This window comes from Deltaproteobacteria bacterium, from assembly GCA_029858205.1.
Classification (GTDB): Bacteria; Desulfobacterota; GWC2-55-46; order GWC2-55-46; family DRQE01; genus JAOUFM01.
The window spans coordinates 60755-77259 of sequence record JAOUFM010000007.1 but is presented as its reverse complement, the minus strand read 5'-3'; the positions used below and the strand labels follow the sequence as shown (position 1 = coordinate 77259).

Below are 16505 nucleotides of genomic sequence, written 5' to 3'. Positions count from 1 at the left end.
ATTCCGGCATAACGCCGGCAGATAACGGCTTATTTCGAAGCCTCGGCAAGTACACCATCGAGCTTGACAAGACGCGGAGCGGCATCTCTCCTGCCCTTCATCTCGACGGAGCCTTCCTTAAGCGTCTTTGCGCTGACCGTAATACGCAGCGGTATGCCGATTAAGTCCGAGTCCTTGAACTTTACCCCTGCTCTCTCGTCGCGGTCGTCATAGAGAACGTCGAAGCCTTCTTTTTTAAGGTTTTCATACAGGGCATCCGAGGCCTTTTTCGTTTCCTCGTCGTTCACGTTCACTGGCACAAGGTGCACATCGAACGGAGAAAGCGGCTTTGGCCAGATTATGCCCGCATCGTCGTGGTTCTGCTCTATGGCAGCTGCCGCAGTCCTGCCAATCCCTATGCCGTAGCAGCCCATGATAATCGGCCTCTCAACGCCTTTTTCATCAAGGAACTTAGCACCCATTGACACACTGTACTTTGTCCCGAGCTTGAATATGTGGCCGACCTCGATACCGCGCCTTATATCGAACGAACCCGAACACCTCGGGCACGGATCTCCTGCGACCGCTATGCGAAGGTCAACATACCTGGCCTTAAAGTCGCGTTCAGGGGTGACGTTCCTTAAATGGCAATCCGCCTCGTTAGCGCCAGTAACGCCGTCCTCTATATCAAGCACGCTATAATCGGCATAGATATCGGCCTTTAATCCAACAGGCCCGGCAAACCCCGAGGGCGCCCCTGTTACCTTCTTTACCGTATCCTCGTCAGCAAGCGTAAGGGTCTCGACTTTGAGGAGCCTTTTGAGCTTGTTTTCGTTGATATCAAGATCGCCGCGCACCAGGGCAACAACACTTCCCTTGTCATGGGAATATATAAGGGTCTTTATGAGGTTTTTCGGTTTAGTCTTTAAAAACACTGCGACTTCTTCAACTGTCTTTTTGCCTGGTGTTGCTACTTTTTCAACTGCCCTGGCGCTCTCCTGCCTGGGCTTCATATCCTTTGGCGCCCTTACCTCTGCCCTCTCTATATTGGCAGCGTAGGAGCACGCGTTACAGCTCGCTATGGCGTCCTCTCCTGTATCAGCCAGCACCGTGAATTCATGCGAAAAGGAACCGCCTATGGGCCCTGTCTCAGCCTCAACAGCCCTGAACTCGAGGCCGCAGCGCTCGAATATGCGGCAATACGTATCGTGCATATTCTTATACTCGCGCTCGGCACATTCGTCGGTAGAATGGAACGAGTACGCGTCCTTCATTATGAACTCTCTGCCACGCATAAGGCCAAAGCGCGGGCGTATCTCGTCACGGAACTTGGTCTGTATCTGATAGAGGTTCAACGGAAGGTCGCGGTAAGAGCGGACTTCATTTCTTACCATGTCGGTGATTATCTCCTCGTGCGTGGGGCCAAGGCAGAAGTCCCTATCGTGGCGGTCCTTTAGCCTTAGAAGCTCCTTGCCGTAGAAGCCCCACCTGCCGCTCTCCTGCCAAAGCTCTGCCGGGAGCACCACAGGCATCTCGACTTCCTGGGCTCCGGAGCGGTTCATCTCTTCCCTTACTATCTTCTCGACGTTCTGTATGACGCGAAGCCCCATAGGCAGCAGGTTATATATGCCTGCCGCCACCTTCCTTATCATGCCGGCCCTGACCATGAGCTTGTGGCTCACGACCTCGGCATCGGAGGGCGACTCCTTAAGTGTCGGTAAAAACATCCTCGTTACTCTCATCTATACCATCCCCTCGCAAAGCCAGTAAAGTCGCGCTACAGGTAGTTCTCGTTCACCTTTATCTTTGCCTTGGCCTTTGCATCCTCGAGCCACTTGTCCATTGCCTCTTTCTTCTTAACCGTCAGCAGCCAATCGGCAACCGAGGTCTTCTTTGCCTCGAAGCCGCTCATGTCAGCTGCCTTCGCATCGCCGAAGGCAAGCACGTAGAACGACCCTGCCGACTCAATGGGCTCGCGGTAATAGGGGTTCTCCTTGCTAAGCGCAAACAGGTCGTCGTTTCTTACGCCCGATAGCTTAAGCTCCGGTATCGCGCCCTTTGAGTACGACGTATATGCCGTCTTCCCGGACTTAAGGCCAAGCTTCTTTGCTGCCTCGTCAATGCTCATACCGCCCTTTAAAAGCTCCAATAACTCGGAAGCCTTTGCCGAAGCGGCCTTTACTGCCTTCTCGGCCTTTGCCATGTCCTTTACAGAGGCCATTATATCCTTTATAGGCGGCACGTGGCGGTCTATCCTGTCGAGCACCTTAGCCACGTAGAGCCTGCTGCCCTCGTCTATAATGCCTGTCACAGCGCCCTTGTCCGTCATAAATACTGCGTCTGCAATGCCCTTGTGCTTTAGTAGTTCCGCATTAGCGTCATTCTCGGTTATAAATCCTGTTTCTACAACAACCGCTCCTCGCTTTGAAGCCTCGGTCTTTATCTTTGCAACGGACGACTCGGCCCTTAGCACGCCGGCAATCTCCTCTACAAGCCTGCCAGCGGCATCCGTTGACTTTATGGTCTTCAATACCGAGCCTATTTCAGCCTTAACACTATCAAAGGTCTTTACGCTCTCCTGCTTTATGGCCTCGAGCTTTATCACATGCAGCCCGAAGTCCGTTTCCACGACAGGGCTTGTCTCGCCTATCTTAAGCATGCTCACGGCATTGGCAAACGGCGCAACCATCTGCTCGAGCCTGAGGTACCCGAGGTCACCGCCCTCGGCAGCGCTGCCGGGGTCGTCGGAAAACTCCTTTGCAAGAACAGCGAAGTCCTCGCCCTTTTTAAGGCGCTCGACGATGCCGTCCATCTTAGTTTTCTTTGAAGCCTTGTCCTTTTCATCCACCTTGCCAGAAGCGTCCCTGTTGACCCTCAAAAGAATGTGGCGGGCCTTGAACTCCGCGGGCAGCCGGTACTTCTCGATATTCTCGGTATAATAATCCTTCATATCCTTATCTGTGACTTTTACAGACCTTGCGGCAACGGCCTTGTCTATAGACGCGTACACGGCCTTGACCTTGTCCGGAACCATGAAGGCATCGCCGTTTACCTTTAGATACTCCGCGGCCTCGGCATCGGTAACGGTCATCTGGGACTTAAAGCCAGAGGGCGCGGCCTCTGCGTACTTAAACGATATCTCGCGGTTCTGCTTACCGTAGAGCGTCTTCACATCATCGTCTGTCACCTTTATGTCTGCGATAACGCGCTCCCTTAACTTCCTGATGATAAGCTCCTCCTTAACGCTCTCCTCATAGTCCTCGGGTTTTACGCCACTTGAAGAAAGTATGTTCAGATAGAGGTTCAGGTCATAGGCGCCGTCCTTCTGAAATATCTGGTTCTTCATTATCTCGTTTCGAACATCGTCCCTGCCGGCCTCGACACCTTCCTTCTTGGCCATGGTCAGTATGAGTGTCCTGTTTATGAGCATGTCGCCGACGGTTTTACGCAAATTGAGCTTTTCGAGCATCTTCGAGTCGAGCTTGTCGCCGTACATGTACTTATAATTATCGAGCTCTCTTTTGTAAGCCGCGTTATAGGCCGAGGCCGGTATCTTAACGCCGTTGACTGTTGCAAAGAGCGACTTCTCGCTATCCACGTTGCCGGGCGGCCCGAGACCAAAGAACAAAAACACAAGTATTATGACCGCAAATACAACGAGCAGCAGCGTTGAATTGCGCCTTTTCCGCATAAATTCGAGCATTTATCAAAAACCTCCTTGAGATATTTTACAATCCTTCACAAAAGCACCGCCAAAACAATACGCTTCGATACCATGCGCCGTGTTCCGGGGTTTTGGACAAGGCAGTATGTTAATAGATTTTCTACATAAATTCAACCATTTTGAAAAATTTTCCGCTTGCCAAGCGCCGAACCAATCTGATACGATAAAGAAATATTTCGGGTAATAACCTACAAGGAGAACCATGTTTAACTATCTACTCGGTCTTTTCTCAAACGATCTCGCAATAGATCTTGGCACGGCAAGCACCCTTATATTCGTAAAAGGCAAAGGCATCGTGATAAACGAGCCCTCGGTCGTTGCCGTTAAACGCAGCGAAGGCGGCGCCAAGAAAGTTCTCGCGGTCGGCAAAGAGGCAAAGGCTATGCTCGGAAAAACTCCTGGCAACATCTCTGCCATTCGCCCCCTAAAGGACGGCGTCATCGCCGACTTCGAGGTAACGGAAGAAATGCTAAAGTACTTCATCGCGAAAGTGCATAACCGGCGCCTTCTCGTAAGGCCGCGCATCATCGTCGGAGTGCCATCCGGCATAACGCAGGTAGAGATGAGGGCCGTCAGAGAATCGGCGTACTCGGCCGGAGCCGGTGAGGTCTACCTTATAGAAGAGCCAATGGCCGCCGCAATCGGCGCCGGGCTGCCAATCACCGAACCATCCGCCAACATGATAGTCGACATCGGCGGCGGAACCTCCGAGATAGCTGTCATATCGCTCTACGGAATAGTCAGGGCGAAGTCGCTTCGCGTCGGAGGCGACAAGTTCGACGAGGCCATAGTGCAGTATATCAAGAGAAAGTTCAACCTCGCCATAGGCACCGGCGTAGCGGAGACGATAAAGATGGAGTACGGCCTGTGTCTTCCGGAGGACGAGGTCGTGATGATGGAGATAAAGGGCTCGAACCTCGTAACCGGCATACCGGCGACGATAGAGATATCCTCGCACGAGATACGCGAGGCACTAAACGAGCCGCTAAATGCCCTGGTCGAGGCCATAAAGCAGGTGCTGGAGACCACACCGCCGGAACTCGCCGCAGACATGGTGGATAAAGGCATCGTGCTTGCCGGAGGCGGCGCTCTCATGAAGAACCTTGACGTGATACTCAGGGACGAAACAAAGCTGCCCGTGACAATAGCCGAGGACCCGCTCACCTGCGTTGTCAAAGGCGCCGGAAAAGCCCTCGATGACATCAAGCTTATAAGGGAAGTCACAATTCCCAACTAAAAGCAATGCTTGCCTACCTCAAGAGATACCATGTGCTTTTCGTATCGGTATTTCTATCGCTGATATCGCTCCACATGGTAACGACCTCGGAGCGTGGAACTGGCGGCGAGAGAATCGTCGGCACGGTCATCCTCGCCGTATCGAGGCCCATACAGCAGGTAAGCTCTTCCACCGGCAGCGCCATAGCCGGCGTATGGAACGGTTACATATACCTTATTGGCCTAAGAGACGAGAACGCCGGGCTAAAAAACAAAGTCGACGAACTCACCGCAGAAAACAACGCGCTCAAAGAAACCCTCATCCACGCAAAGAGAGCTGAAGAGCTCGGCATATACTCGCGCGGACTGCAGGAACAAACCACTGCCACTGTCACAGCCGATATAGTGGCATTTAGCGGCCTTAACCTGGGCGGCGGCTGGGCAAGGACGTTCCTGGTAAACAAGGGCATCAAAGACGGCATAGACACGGACATGGCGGTAGTAACGCCGGAGGGCGTCATCGGCCGCGTGGTAGAGGTAACGAGGTCTACGTCCAGGGTACTGCTACTGACGGACCCGCGGTCGAACATAGACGTAACCATCCAGAGAACCCGCGTAAAGGGCGTTGTCGAAGGCGACAACACAGGGGCGCTTCGCTTAAATTACGTAAAAATGCTCGATGACGCGGCCAAGGACGATGTCGTTATTACCGCAGGGCTCGCAGGCATATACCCAAAGGGCCTTATCGTAGGAAAGGTAGCGGAAGTACGGGAGTCCGAGGATAAGTTCTTCAAGAACATAATCGTCAACCCGGCGGCAGACATAACCAAAATAGAAAGCGTGCTCATAATAACCAGCCGCCAGAGCCTGCCACTAAATACCGAGGAGAAAGAGAAAAAGGCCAAAAACAAGGGGCAAAAGCCCAAGCCAGCGCCGCAGCCGCCTTTGGGGAAAAAGACATGAAGGACTACATAACATACATACCGGTAGCGCTCGTGTTCCTCTCCATAAAGACCACGATTGCGCCATCTATACCGCTGCCAGACGTCGTGCTCCTCTCTGTCTTCTACACGGCATATAACCGCCCGTCCGCATCGGGCGCGTTCCTCGCCTTCTGCCTGGGCTACATCGAGGACACGTTCTACGGCAACGTAATCGGCTCCACCTCCTTCGCCTTCGCCGTGCTCTACGGCGTCACGTACCTTATCAGATTGAAGCTGCGCTTCGAATCAACGCCCGTGAAGGCCGCGGCCTCGGCCGTTGCCGCGCTCTCAAAGGGCATATGCACGCTCCTGGTCCTTAACTCTATCGGCATACAGGCAACATCGTTTCTGCTCCACACGGTGCCGGTAGCGGCCTTTACCGGCATACTCGCGCCCTTTATCTTCAACCTCTTCGACAGGCTCCCTGCGCCAAAGCTCTACGGCCATACGAATAAGGACTCCATATGAGCGGATTCATCGGAGAAAAGGATCCGGCAGAGCTAAGAGCAAGAACAGTCTGGGTAACAGGCCTCGTCATAGCCGCGTTCATAATCATCGCCGGAAGGCTCTGGCACCTGCAGCTTATGAACTCCGACTACTTCGGCGACCTCTCCATGAACAACAGGATACGCCTCATAAAGAACTACGCGGCAAGAGGGATGGTCTACGACGCAAACGGAACGCTTCTTGCCGAAAATAAGCCTAGCTTCACCCTCTACGTCGTACCCGAAGACGTAAACGACATGGACTTTACGCGCACTTTCCTCTCAACGCGCGCAGGCATAGACCCTAAATACCTGGACGACAAAATCGCCAAGGAAAAGAAAAAGCGCGCCCCCTATAACCCCATCAAGATAAAAAGCGACATCGGATGGGATGAAATGGCTGCCATTACCATGCACGAGTACGAGCTGCACGGCGTGTATGTCGAGGCCGAGCCGAGAAGAACCTATATCGAAGGCGCAGAGGCCATGGCCCACGTGCTGGGCTACGTCTCCGAGATAAACTCAACCGAGCTTGTCAGCATGAACGCGGACGCCGGGGGTGTCTACGCGCCAGGCGATTTCATAGGAAAGTTCGGCATGGAGAGCTCCTTCGAGGCAACGCTAAAAGGCGTGCACGGCGGCAGACAGGTCGAGGTCGACGCGCACGGCCGCCCGATAAGAACGATAAAGAAGATTGCCCCCTCGCCCGGACACACCGTGCGCCTTACCATAGACTACCCAACACAAAGGGCCGCGTGGGAAGGCCTTGGAAAAGAGCGCGGAGCGGTCGTTGCCATAGACCCGAAAAGCGGCAGGATTCTTGCGCTAGTTAGCACGCCGTCGTTTCCTCCTGACCTGATGTCATACGGCATATCCGAAGAAGACTGGAAAACGCTTACCGAGGACGAGGCAGACCCGCTTACGAACCGGGCGGTACAGGGCTCTTACCCCCCTGCCTCCACTTTCAAGCCGGTAACCGCGCTCGCAGCTCTTGAAACAGGCACTATCAAACCCGATACAAAGATATATTCAGGCGGCTCATTCAGGTTCGGCAACAGAGACTTCAGGGACTGGAAGCCATCCGGGCACGGCTCCATCAACGTGCACAGGGCCATAGTGGAATCCTCCGACACATTCTTCTACCAGGCAGGGCTTAAGACAGGCGTCGACAACATAGCTAAATACGCAAAGGACTTTGGGCTTGGCGAAAAAACCGGCATCAAATTAAGAGGCGAACAGGTCGGGCTCATACCGACCAAAGACTGGAAGATGAAGACCTACGGCAAGCAGTGGATAGAAGGCGAGACCATTCCCATAACCGTTGGACAAGGCTACGTGCTCGCCACCCCTCTCCAGCTTGCGATACTCTACGCTGCCATAGCCAACGGCGGCGACGTCTACGCCCCCGGGTTCATCGAGAGCATAGAGTCAGTTAACGGCGAGGTCATAGAACAATTCATGCCAAAAATACGGCGCACACTGGACGCATCCCCGGAAAATATCGAGGTCGTGAGAAATGCGCTCAGAGGCGTTGTAATCGAGGAAGGCGGCACAGCAGGCTCCATAAACGACCCCTCTCTAAAGATAGCCGGAAAGACCGGCACAGCGCAGGTAAGAAGAATGACCGAAAGAATCCGCGACATATCTAAAATAGCATACAAGAACCGCGACCACGCGCTCTTTGTCGGGTTTGCGCCGTTTGACGACCCGAAAATCGCCGTTGCCGTCATCGTAGAGCACGGAGGGTTCGGAGCAAGGGCAGCGGCCCCTGTTGCGCTAAAGGTCATACGCGCGTACCTTAAAAAGGACGCTATAACCGAACAGGCAAAACCGGTAATTCAAAAAACGGAAAAGACAGCGCCTTCGAAGGCTACGGCGCCTGCCCAGGCCGAAAATACCGCGCCCGCAGACAAAAAACCGGCCGAAGGCACGGCAGCGCCTGAGGCGGCAGTGCTGCCGGAAAAAAAGAAAACGGAAGAAGCGCATGATTGACCGCCGCCATTTGTCGCAAATAGACTTTTTTCTCGTTGCCGTGACCTTCTCGCTCGCCGTCATCGGGCTCTTTAACATCTACAGCGCAACGAGGCTCGAAGACACTCCTTTCTACGCAAAGCAGCTTACGTGGTTCATAATCGGCCTTATCGTTTCGCTGCCGCTTATCCTCATAAGCTACTCGACAATCGAGAAGTTCGCGTACCACATCTACGGCATATCAATTGCAAGCCTCGTTCTGGTGCTCATCGCCGGCACGAGAATAGCAGGGGCAAAGAGGTGGCTCTCGCTCGGGTTCATGAACATACAGCCCTCGGAACTGGCAAAAATCGCCCTCATAATAGCGCTTGCAGCATACCTCTCCAAGAAAAAGGCCGACAGATGGGGGCTCGGCATAAGGGAACTCATCATACCGGGGCTAATATTCATCGTGCCGTTTCTTCTCATAGCAAAGCAACCAGACCTCGGCACAGGGTTAATACTTGCGGCAATAGCCGTCTCGATGATACTCATAGTCAGGGTAACCTGGGTAGCACTCATCCTGACATGCGTGTCCATGGCCGCATTCATACCATTTGCATGGCGCTTCCTCAAGGACTATCAAAAGGCGCGGCTTTTAAGCTTCATAGACCCGTCCATGGATCCGCTGGGCTCCGGATACCACACATTCCAATCCAAGATTGCCATAGGCTCCGGCGGCTTCACCGGCAAAGGTTACCTGCAGGGCACACAGGGCTCGCTATACTTTCTGCCCGAACACCACACGGACTTCGTCTTCCCTGTCTTTGCGGAAGAATGGGGGTTCCTGGGCGCAATCGTCGTCATGTTCCTTTTCATGGTGCTCATACTTCGCGGCATAGACATCGCAAACAAATCAAAGGACCGCTTCGGCTTTCTCCTGGCATTTGGCTTCACGGCTTTGATATTCTGGCACGTCACAATGAACGCCTTCATGGTCATCGGGTTTTTGCCGGTCGTTGGAGTGCCCATGCCGTTTCTAAGCTACGGAGGGTCGTTTCTCCTCTCTACAATGATAGCTATCGCGCTCTTAATCAACATCCACATGAGGAGGTTCATGTTCTAAAACATGCCATGACCGCCCCTATGAACACGCCAAAAAATCGCGCCATAATGTTTTTCGCATCGGGCACGTACCTGGGATACATGCCTGTGGCCTCCGGCACCTTCGGCACGCTCTGGGGCATACCGGTATTTTTCGGCATATCGAAGCTCGTAACCCCGGCTGCGGTTGTCGTGGTAGCTGCGATCATTATCGTCAGCATATACCTGGCAGACGAGGCCGCAAAGCTGCTCGGGAAAAAAGACCCCGGCAAGGTCGTTTGCGACGAAATAGCCGGGTTTGCCGCGGCAACCCTGTTTATCCCCTTCAACTTGACCAACGTAATATTAAGCTTTATTCTTTTCAGGTTTTTTGATATCCTTAAACCCTACCCCGTGGGCCTGCTAGACAAGCGGGTGCCGGGGGGATTGGGAATCGTTTTGGATGACGTGGCAGCAGGGATATACGCAAATATACTTGCCCAGGTCGTCATAAAATACGTTTTATGAGCGCACGCGAGGCAAAGATACTGGCAAAGATAATGGCTGCCTCCGGAGAAACGCTTGCGCTGGCGGAATCGTGCACAGGCGGGCTCATCGGCGCCATGCTTACGGAAGTGCCCGGAAGCTCAAAGTGGTTTCAAGGCTCGATAGTGGCATACGGTAACGGCGTAAAGACAAATATCCTCGACGTAAAGGCTTCGGTAATAAGAAAAAGCGGCGCGGTATCAGAGCAAACCGCAGCGCTTATGGCAAAAGGGGCGCTAAAAAAACTGAAAGCCGGCTACGCCGCGGCTGTTACCGGCATCGCAGGCCCTTCTGGCGGCACAAAAGACAAGCCCGTAGGAACGGTATATATAGCAGTTTGCGACAGAAAAAGGCTTCGCGTCCAAAGGTTCAACTTCAAAGGCTCGAGAACGGCAATCAGGAAAAAGACCGCTTCAAAAGCCGTTTGGTTGCTTAAAAAGTTCATAGCCGGCTAGGTAGTTTTGGCAAAGATACGGGCCTTTATAGCGATAGAGATACCGGAAGAAACAAAAAAAGGCCTGAAGCGTCTTCTTGAGACACTTAAAACGCTCTGCCCTATCAAGGCAATATCATGGTCGAAGCCGGAAACCATGCACGTTACGATAAAGTTCCTCGGCGACATCGAGGATGCTGACATAGAGAAGATATCGCGAACACTGCAGGAAGCGGCAAAACATGCGACGGAGTTCGATATCACGGCCAAAGGAATCGGCGCATTCCCCTCGCCCAAATCTCCACGGGTAGTATGGGTGGGCATAGACGGCAGCGGGGCGCTAAAAAGCCTGCATGCCGCGATTGACAAAGGGCTTGCCCAACTGGCAATCCCAAAGAACGATAAACCGTTCTCCCCTCACCTGACGCTTTGCAGGGTCAGGGAGAAAGCGGCTGGAAAAGGAATACGCGAGGCAATCGAAAAACCGGACGTAAAGTTCGAGGCCGCGTGGAAGGTAACGGAAATAACGCTCTTTAAAAGCGCGCTGAAACCAGACGGCGCGCTGCACACGCCGCTTAGTACCGTAAAGCTTGGAGGATAGAGACTTGGCAAAAGAAACCAAAAAAAGCGCCGGAGAACAACCAATGTCAGCAAAACAGCCGCAGCAGGCAACCGCAGCCCAAGCGTCCACAAAGGGCAAGGCCATAGAGCTTGCCATAACGCAGATTGAAAAGCAGTTTGGCAAGGGCGCTATCATGCGCCTTGGCGAAGGCGTACAGACAGCAGAGATAGCGACCATACCAAGCGGCTCGCCTTCCCTGGACATAGCGCTTGGCATCGGCGGAGTGCCGCGCGGAAGGATAGTGGAGATATACGGCCCCGAGTCGTCCGGCAAGACAACCCTTACGCTCCACATAGCCGCCGAGGCGCAAAAAACCGGCGGCACCGTGGCGTTCGTGGACGCGGAGCACGCCCTTGACATCGAATACGCGAAAAAGCTTGGCGTCAACCCAGACGAGCTCCTTCTCTCGCAGCCGGACACCGGAGAGCAGGCCCTTGAAATAGCGGACATGCTCGTTAGAAGCGGCGCAGTGGACCTTATAGTAATAGACTCGGTAGCAGCACTTGTGCCAAAGGCCGAAATAGAGGGTGAGATGGGAGACTCCCACATGGGGCTCCAGGCACGCCTTATGAGCCAGGCCCTTAGAAAGCTCACCGCGACCATCAGCAAAAGCAAAACCTGCATGATATTCATAAACCAGATACGCCATAAAATAGGCGTGTTCTACGGAAGCCCGGAAACGACCACCGGAGGAAATGCCCTTAAGTTTTACGCGTCGCTTAGAATGGACATCCGTAAGACCGGGCAGATAAAGAACGGCGATGAAATCATCGGCAACAGGACGAGAGTAAAGGTGGTAAAGAACAAGCTTGCTCCGCCTTTTAGAGAGGCAGAGTTCGACATAATATTCAACGAGGGCATATCCAAGGAAGGCGACCTTATAGACCTCGGCGTAGTCTCTAACGTCATCGAAAAAAGCGGCTCCTGGTTCTCCTACGGCAGCGAACGTATCGGCCAGGGCAGAGAGGCCGCAAAGACGTTTCTAAAGGAAAACCCGCAGAAGGCAAAAGAGCTCTCGGCAAAGATATTCGAACACTTTGGCATAGGCAAACCTACGACCACAAAGAAGGAGGAAAAATAAAATGTCTACACCGGCCCCTATCGATTTGGCATCAATCCTTAACCAGGCCGTCAAGGAACAGGCCTCTGACGTGCACATAAAGTCCGGGCTTCCGCCCATCATGAGGGTTTACGGAAAGCTCATCCCTCTAAAGAACCATCCGCGGTTGTCGCCGGAAGACGTGCTCCAGGCGGCGATGAAGATAATGAACGACACGCAAAAGGAAGTCTACAAAAAAAGCCACCAGGCAGATATCGCGTACAGCGTTCCCGGGCTTGGAAGGTTCAGGGTTAACATATTCCAGCAGCGCGGCGCGGCTGGAATAGTGCTAAGGGTCATCCCGGTGCAGATACTCACCTTCGAAGAGCTCCATCTGCCCAAGGTGCTCGAAAAAATCGCGCAGGAAATGCGCGGCCTCATTCTCGTAACCGGCATCACCGGAAGCGGAAAGTCCACCACCCTCGCCTCCGTGCTCGACCACATAAACAACAACCGCTCGTGCAACGTCATCAGCATCGAAGACCCCATAGAGTTCCTTCACAGGGATAAACGCTGCATCATAAATCAGAGGGAAATAGGCGTTGACACCAACAGCTTCGCAGAGGCGCTAAGAGGCGCGCTAAGACAAGACCCCGACGTCATCATGGTCGGAGAGATGAGGGACGTGGAAACAATAGAAATCGCCCTCACCGCGGCAGAGACAGGGCACCTTGTGCTCTCAACGCTCCACACAATCGACGCGATGGAAACAGTAAACCGCATAGTCTCAGTCTTCCCTCCGTACCAGCAAAAGCAAATAAGAATACAGCTTGCCGGAGTCCTAAAGGCCGTCATCTCGCAGCGCTTGCTGCCAAAGGTGGACGGCACGTCGAGAGTTCCGGCAGTCGAGGTTCTGGTCAGTACATCAAGGGTCAGAGAATGCATCGTGGACAAGGAGAAAACAAAGGAAATCCACGACGCCATATCAAAGGGCTTTACCACGTACGGCATGCAGACATTCGACCAATCTATCATGTCGCTTCTGAAGAAGGGACACATCGACTACGACGAGGCCATTAGACAGGCAACCAACCCCGACGACTTCGCCCTCAAATTCAAGGGCATATCCGGCGGAGACGATTCGAGCGTTTGGGGTGAGGGCGGCGGAGAGCCAAGCGGCGGCACCGGCGGCGGCACTGCCGGCGGCGGCACAGGCGCTGGCGGCTCCTCGGGTATCGAACGCTTCTAAGGCATGCCGCGCGCTAAGTCTGACGGCGCCGGACGGCCAAGGGTATCGGCCTTTGACAGTGCGCTGAGAATGCTAGCCCTTAGAGCGCACTCAGAGGCGGAAATACGCGAAAAACTCGTAAAAAAGGGCTTTGACGGCGAAGAACAGGATACTGCCGTCAAACGCCTCAAGGAACACGGCTACATAAACGACGAAAACTTCGCTCTAAACCTCGCCTCAAGCAGACTACGCTCGAAAAACTGGGGCATGCTCAAGATTCAGGCCGAGCTCAGGCGCAAAGGCGTTGCCGACGAGACAGTAAAGACCGCGACCGCCTCGATTGGCAAGGACGACGAGCTCGCTTCGGCGATAGAGGCTGCCGGGCGGTACAGAAAAAAGAACGCCAAACGGGCACGCGAAATGCCCGAGAGGGAATTTGAGATGCGCACAGCAAGGTTCCTTGCCTCGCGCGGTTTTTCGTACGACGCCATAAAGGCGGCAATAAAAAGCAGCGCCGACGACGGCGAATAAAAGACTTACGGTGGAATAAGGATGCGAGCAAAAGACATTAGAAGGAAATTCCTCGAATACTTTAAGGACAAAAACCACTCTCCCGTAGACTCATCTGCCCTTATCCCGGAAGCAGACCCGACACTTCTCTTTACAAACGCCGGCATGGTGCAGTTCAAACGCGTCTTCACCGGCGAGGATAAACGCCCCTATACGCGCGCTGCAAGCTGCCAGAAGTGCGTGCGCGCCGGAGGCAAACACAACGACCTCGAAAACGTCGGAAGGACCGCGAGGCATCATACATTCTTCGAGATGCTCGGGAACTTCTCCTTTGGCGACTACTTCAAGACCGAAGCCATAGAGTATGCCTGGGAATTCCTTACAAAGGAAATGAAACTTCCCTCCGACAAACTCTACGCAACGGTATTTACCGAGGACGACGAGGCAGCGGAAATCTGGAAAGATAAAATCAAGCTCCCCTCCTCTAAAATAGTACGGCTTGGCGAGAAAGACAACTTCTGGAGCATGGGAGATACAGGCCCCTGCGGCCCGTGCTCGGAGATACTCATAGACCAGGGGCAAGACATAGGCTGCGGCAAGCCGTCCTGTTCCGTCGGATGCGACTGCGACAGGTTCCTTGAGATATGGAACCTCGTGTTCATGCAATTTAACAGGGACGAAAAGGGCGCCATGACGCCGCTTCCAAAACCCAGTATAGACACGGGAATGGGGCTTGAAAGGCTCTCTTGCGTCGTGCAGGGAAAAAAGAGCAACTACGACACAGACCTCTTTGCGCCTATAATAGCGGCAATCGAAGATGCATCAGGCGTGAGATACGGCAAAGACAGCGAAAAGGACGTGTCCATAAAGGCAATCGCAGACCACGCAAGGGCAACGGCATTCCTTATATGCGACGGCCTGTTGCCGTCTAACGAAGGACGCGGCTACGTGCTTCGCCGCATAATGCGCAGGGCCATACGCCACGGCAGCTTCCTCGGATTAACCGAGCCGTTTCTCTACAAGGCCGCTCTCGCTGTCATTGACACGATGAAGGACGCGTACCCCACTCTTGGCCGTTCAGTTGAAATAATAAAGAACGCGACGGTTAGCGAAGAGGAACGTTTCCTCGAAACCCTCGAGCGCGGGCTCTCGATGCTTAACGAAGAAGTAGCCTCAATGAAAAAAGCCAAAAAGACCGTTGTCGACGGCGCCTTCTCTTTTAAGCTCTACGACACATACGGCTTCCCCATAGATCTCACCGCCGATATAGTCAAAAAGGACGGCTTCTCGGTCGACGAGGACGGCTTCACTACAGAGATGGAAAAGCAAAAGGAAATGGCCAGGCAGTCGTGGAAAGGCATGGCCGAGGGCTCGGTTGGCGAGGCAGGCTACTCTGTGCTCGTAGAAAAAGGCCTTACCTCCGTGTTCACGGGCTACCACATGGACGTGACATCAAGTAAGATAAGCGGCATTCTCAAGAACGGCGCTCTCGCGGAAAGCGCCAAGAAGGGCGACAAGGTGGCAATAACAACGCCGGAAACCCCCTTCTACGCCGAAGGCGGCGGACAATCAGGCGATACGGGCGTAATCATAGGCAAAGGCTTCAGTATACGCGTGCTAGACACCAAAAAGGCATCGGAGAAGCTGTTTGTCCACATCTGCACAGTTGAAGAAGGCGCTATAACCGCAGGGTTGGACGCGGAGCTTATCCCTGACCTCGAAAAACGCGCAGCAACCTGCAGAAACCACACTGCCACGCATCTTCTGCACTCGACACTTAGAAACGTGCTCGGCAAACACGTAAGACAGGCAGGCTCGCTCGTCACCCCCGAGGGTTTCCGCTTCGACTTTAACCATTTTTCGCCTCTAACGCGCGAGGACATACGCGCCATGGAAGAGAGAATAAATGCCGTAATACGCGAAAATATTCCGGTAACGACCGAGATACTTTCCCACAAGACGGCGATAGAAAAAGGCGCCCTCGCCTTTTTCGGTGAAAAGTACGGGGACACAGTTCGCATGGTCACCGTGCCAGGCGTGAGCGCCGAGCTTTGCGGCGGCACGCACGTTGCCATGACAGGCGACATAGGGCTCATAAAAATAACCTCCGAGGGCTCGGTTGCATCAGGGGTAAGGAGAATCGAGGCCACTACAGGCGACGGCGCGATAAAGTCGTTTAACCTCGCCGAGGACACGCTAAACGAAATAGCAGCCGTGCTAAAGGGCTCCAGGGCCGACGTTAAGGACAAAGTCTTAAAACTCATCGAGTCGCAGCGGGAGATCGAGAGAGAGCTTTCATCTATAAAGAGCAAAAAGGACTCGGGCCTTGCCGATACGCTAGCAAAGAGCTCTATCGATGTGCTAGGCGTAAACCTCGTTGCCGCTGTCGTTGAGGCCGACGCAACAGAGGCGCTAAGAACCATTTCCGACGCGCTAAAGGCCAACGCAAAGCAAAGTGTCGTTGTGCTTGCGGCTGCAATAGACGGCAAGGCAATGCTGCTTGCATCTGTCACACCCGACATAACAAAGCGCATCAGTGCCGGAGAAATAATAAAGCGCCTTGCCCCGATGATTGGCGGCAAGGGCGGCGGAAAGCCAGACATGGCGCAGGCCGGAGGTAAGGATACAAGCAGGATTACAGAGGCCATAAAGGCCGCAAAGGACACGGTCGAAGAACTCTTGAAGGGCAAATAGCACAGCCCCCCCTG

General features: G+C 53.7%; 14 protein-coding genes. 12 read left to right on the top strand and 2 right to left on the bottom strand.

Annotated elements, in window-relative coordinates; translation table 11 throughout:
• Positions 1 to 29: 29 nt before the first annotated feature.
• Both OEV59_07025 and OEV59_07020 read right to left on the bottom strand, forming a co-directional pair.
• Positions 30 to 1721: a proline--tRNA ligase gene (locus OEV59_07025; protein MDH4227490.1), complete on the bottom strand. Its 1692-nt coding sequence runs from the start codon at positions 1719 to 1721 to the stop codon at positions 30 to 32.
• A gap of 35 nt (positions 1722 to 1756) precedes the next feature.
• Positions 1757 to 3682 (bottom strand): SurA N-terminal domain-containing protein, encoded by a 1926-nt coding sequence (locus tag OEV59_07020; protein MDH4227489.1) that lies wholly within the window; start codon positions 3680 to 3682, stop codon positions 1757 to 1759.
• Between the two features lie 223 nt (positions 3683 to 3905).
• Between OEV59_07020 and OEV59_07015 the strand changes: the two genes are divergently transcribed.
• The 12 genes from OEV59_07015 to alaS all read left to right on the top strand — a co-directional run bounded on the left by OEV59_07015 (position 3906) and on the right by alaS (position 16491).
• Complete coding sequence (locus tag OEV59_07015) at positions 3906 to 4940, top strand: rod shape-determining protein (protein MDH4227488.1); 1035 nt, start codon at positions 3906 to 3908, stop codon at positions 4938 to 4940.
• A gap of 32 nt (positions 4941 to 4972) precedes the next feature.
• The gene (gene mreC / locus OEV59_07010; GenBank protein ID MDH4227487.1) at positions 4973 to 5881 is read left to right on the top strand and encodes a rod shape-determining protein MreC; all 909 of its coding nucleotides are present in this window, start codon (positions 4973 to 4975) and stop codon (positions 5879 to 5881) included.
• Entirely contained in the window at positions 5878 to 6369 is a 492-nt protein-coding gene (gene mreD, locus OEV59_07005; GenBank protein MDH4227486.1) for a rod shape-determining protein MreD, read from the top strand. The genes mreC and mreD overlap by 4 nt, the downstream gene beginning before the upstream one ends.
• Entirely contained in the window at positions 6366 to 8378 is a 2013-nt protein-coding gene (gene mrdA, locus OEV59_07000) for a penicillin-binding protein 2 (GenBank protein ID MDH4227485.1), read from the top strand. Before mreD ends, mrdA begins: the two co-directional genes overlap by 4 nt.
• The gene (gene rodA, locus OEV59_06995) at positions 8371 to 9462 is read left to right on the top strand and encodes a rod shape-determining protein RodA (GenBank protein MDH4227484.1); all 1092 of its coding nucleotides are present in this window, start codon (positions 8371 to 8373) and stop codon (positions 9460 to 9462) included. Before mrdA ends, rodA begins: the two co-directional genes overlap by 8 nt.
• Positions 9463 to 9509: 47 nt before the next feature.
• Positions 9510 to 9947 (top strand): phosphatidylglycerophosphatase A, encoded by a 438-nt coding sequence (locus tag OEV59_06990; protein MDH4227483.1) that lies wholly within the window; start codon positions 9510 to 9512, stop codon positions 9945 to 9947.
• Positions 9944 to 10420 (top strand): nicotinamide-nucleotide amidohydrolase family protein, encoded by a 477-nt coding sequence (locus OEV59_06985; protein ID MDH4227482.1) that lies wholly within the window; start codon positions 9944 to 9946, stop codon positions 10418 to 10420. The genes OEV59_06990 and OEV59_06985 overlap by 4 nt, the downstream gene beginning before the upstream one ends.
• A gap of 6 nt (positions 10421 to 10426) precedes the next feature.
• On the top strand, positions 10427 to 10999 hold the full coding sequence (gene thpR / locus OEV59_06980) for an RNA 2',3'-cyclic phosphodiesterase (protein ID MDH4227481.1): 573 nt from the start codon (positions 10427 to 10429) through the stop codon (positions 10997 to 10999).
• A 43-nt stretch (positions 11000 to 11042) separates the two neighbouring features.
• Positions 11043 to 12101 carry a recombinase RecA gene (gene recA / locus OEV59_06975; protein ID MDH4227480.1) on the top strand — a complete coding sequence of 353 codons (1059 nt, stop codon included), beginning with the start codon at positions 11043 to 11045 and terminating at the stop codon, positions 12099 to 12101.
• Between the two features lies 1 nt (position 12102).
• Entirely contained in the window at positions 12103 to 13308 is a 1206-nt protein-coding gene (locus tag OEV59_06970) for a type IV pilus twitching motility protein PilT (GenBank protein MDH4227479.1), read from the top strand.
• 69 nt (positions 13309 to 13377) lie between these two features.
• Positions 13378 to 13818 (top strand): recombination regulator RecX, encoded by a 441-nt coding sequence (locus OEV59_06965; protein ID MDH4227478.1) that lies wholly within the window; start codon positions 13378 to 13380, stop codon positions 13816 to 13818.
• 21 nt (positions 13819 to 13839) lie between these two features.
• A complete protein-coding gene (gene alaS, locus OEV59_06960; GenBank protein ID MDH4227477.1) occupies positions 13840 to 16491 on the top strand; it encodes an alanine--tRNA ligase in 2652 nt (883 codons plus the stop codon).
• The last annotated feature ends 14 nt before the right edge of the window (positions 16492 to 16505 follow it).

Excerpts from the sequence above, each read along its gene's own strand:
- OEV59_07025 (MDH4227490.1), bottom strand. The coding sequence starts at position 1,721 with ATGAGAGTAACGAGGATGTTTTTACCGACACTTAAGGAGTCGCCCTCC.
- OEV59_07020 (MDH4227489.1), bottom strand. The coding sequence starts at position 3,682 with ATGCTCGAATTTATGCGGAAAAGGCGCAATTCAACGCTGCTGCTCGTT.
- OEV59_07015 (MDH4227488.1), top strand. The coding sequence starts at position 3,906 with ATGTTTAACTATCTACTCGGTCTTTTCTCAAACGATCTCGCAATAGAT.
- mreD (MDH4227486.1), top strand. The coding sequence starts at position 5,878 with ATGAAGGACTACATAACATACATACCGGTAGCGCTCGTGTTCCTCTCC.
- mrdA (MDH4227485.1), top strand. The coding sequence starts at position 6,366 with ATGAGCGGATTCATCGGAGAAAAGGATCCGGCAGAGCTAAGAGCAAGA.
- rodA (MDH4227484.1), top strand. The coding sequence starts at position 8,371 with ATGATTGACCGCCGCCATTTGTCGCAAATAGACTTTTTTCTCGTTGCC.
- OEV59_06990 (MDH4227483.1), top strand. The coding sequence starts at position 9,510 with ATGTTTTTCGCATCGGGCACGTACCTGGGATACATGCCTGTGGCCTCC.
- OEV59_06985 (MDH4227482.1), top strand. The coding sequence starts at position 9,944 with ATGAGCGCACGCGAGGCAAAGATACTGGCAAAGATAATGGCTGCCTCC.
- recA (MDH4227480.1), top strand. The coding sequence starts at position 11,043 with ATGTCAGCAAAACAGCCGCAGCAGGCAACCGCAGCCCAAGCGTCCACA.
- OEV59_06970 (MDH4227479.1), top strand. The coding sequence starts at position 12,103 with ATGTCTACACCGGCCCCTATCGATTTGGCATCAATCCTTAACCAGGCC.
- OEV59_06965 (MDH4227478.1), top strand. The coding sequence starts at position 13,378 with ATGCTAGCCCTTAGAGCGCACTCAGAGGCGGAAATACGCGAAAAACTC.
- alaS (MDH4227477.1), top strand. The coding sequence starts at position 13,840 with ATGCGAGCAAAAGACATTAGAAGGAAATTCCTCGAATACTTTAAGGAC.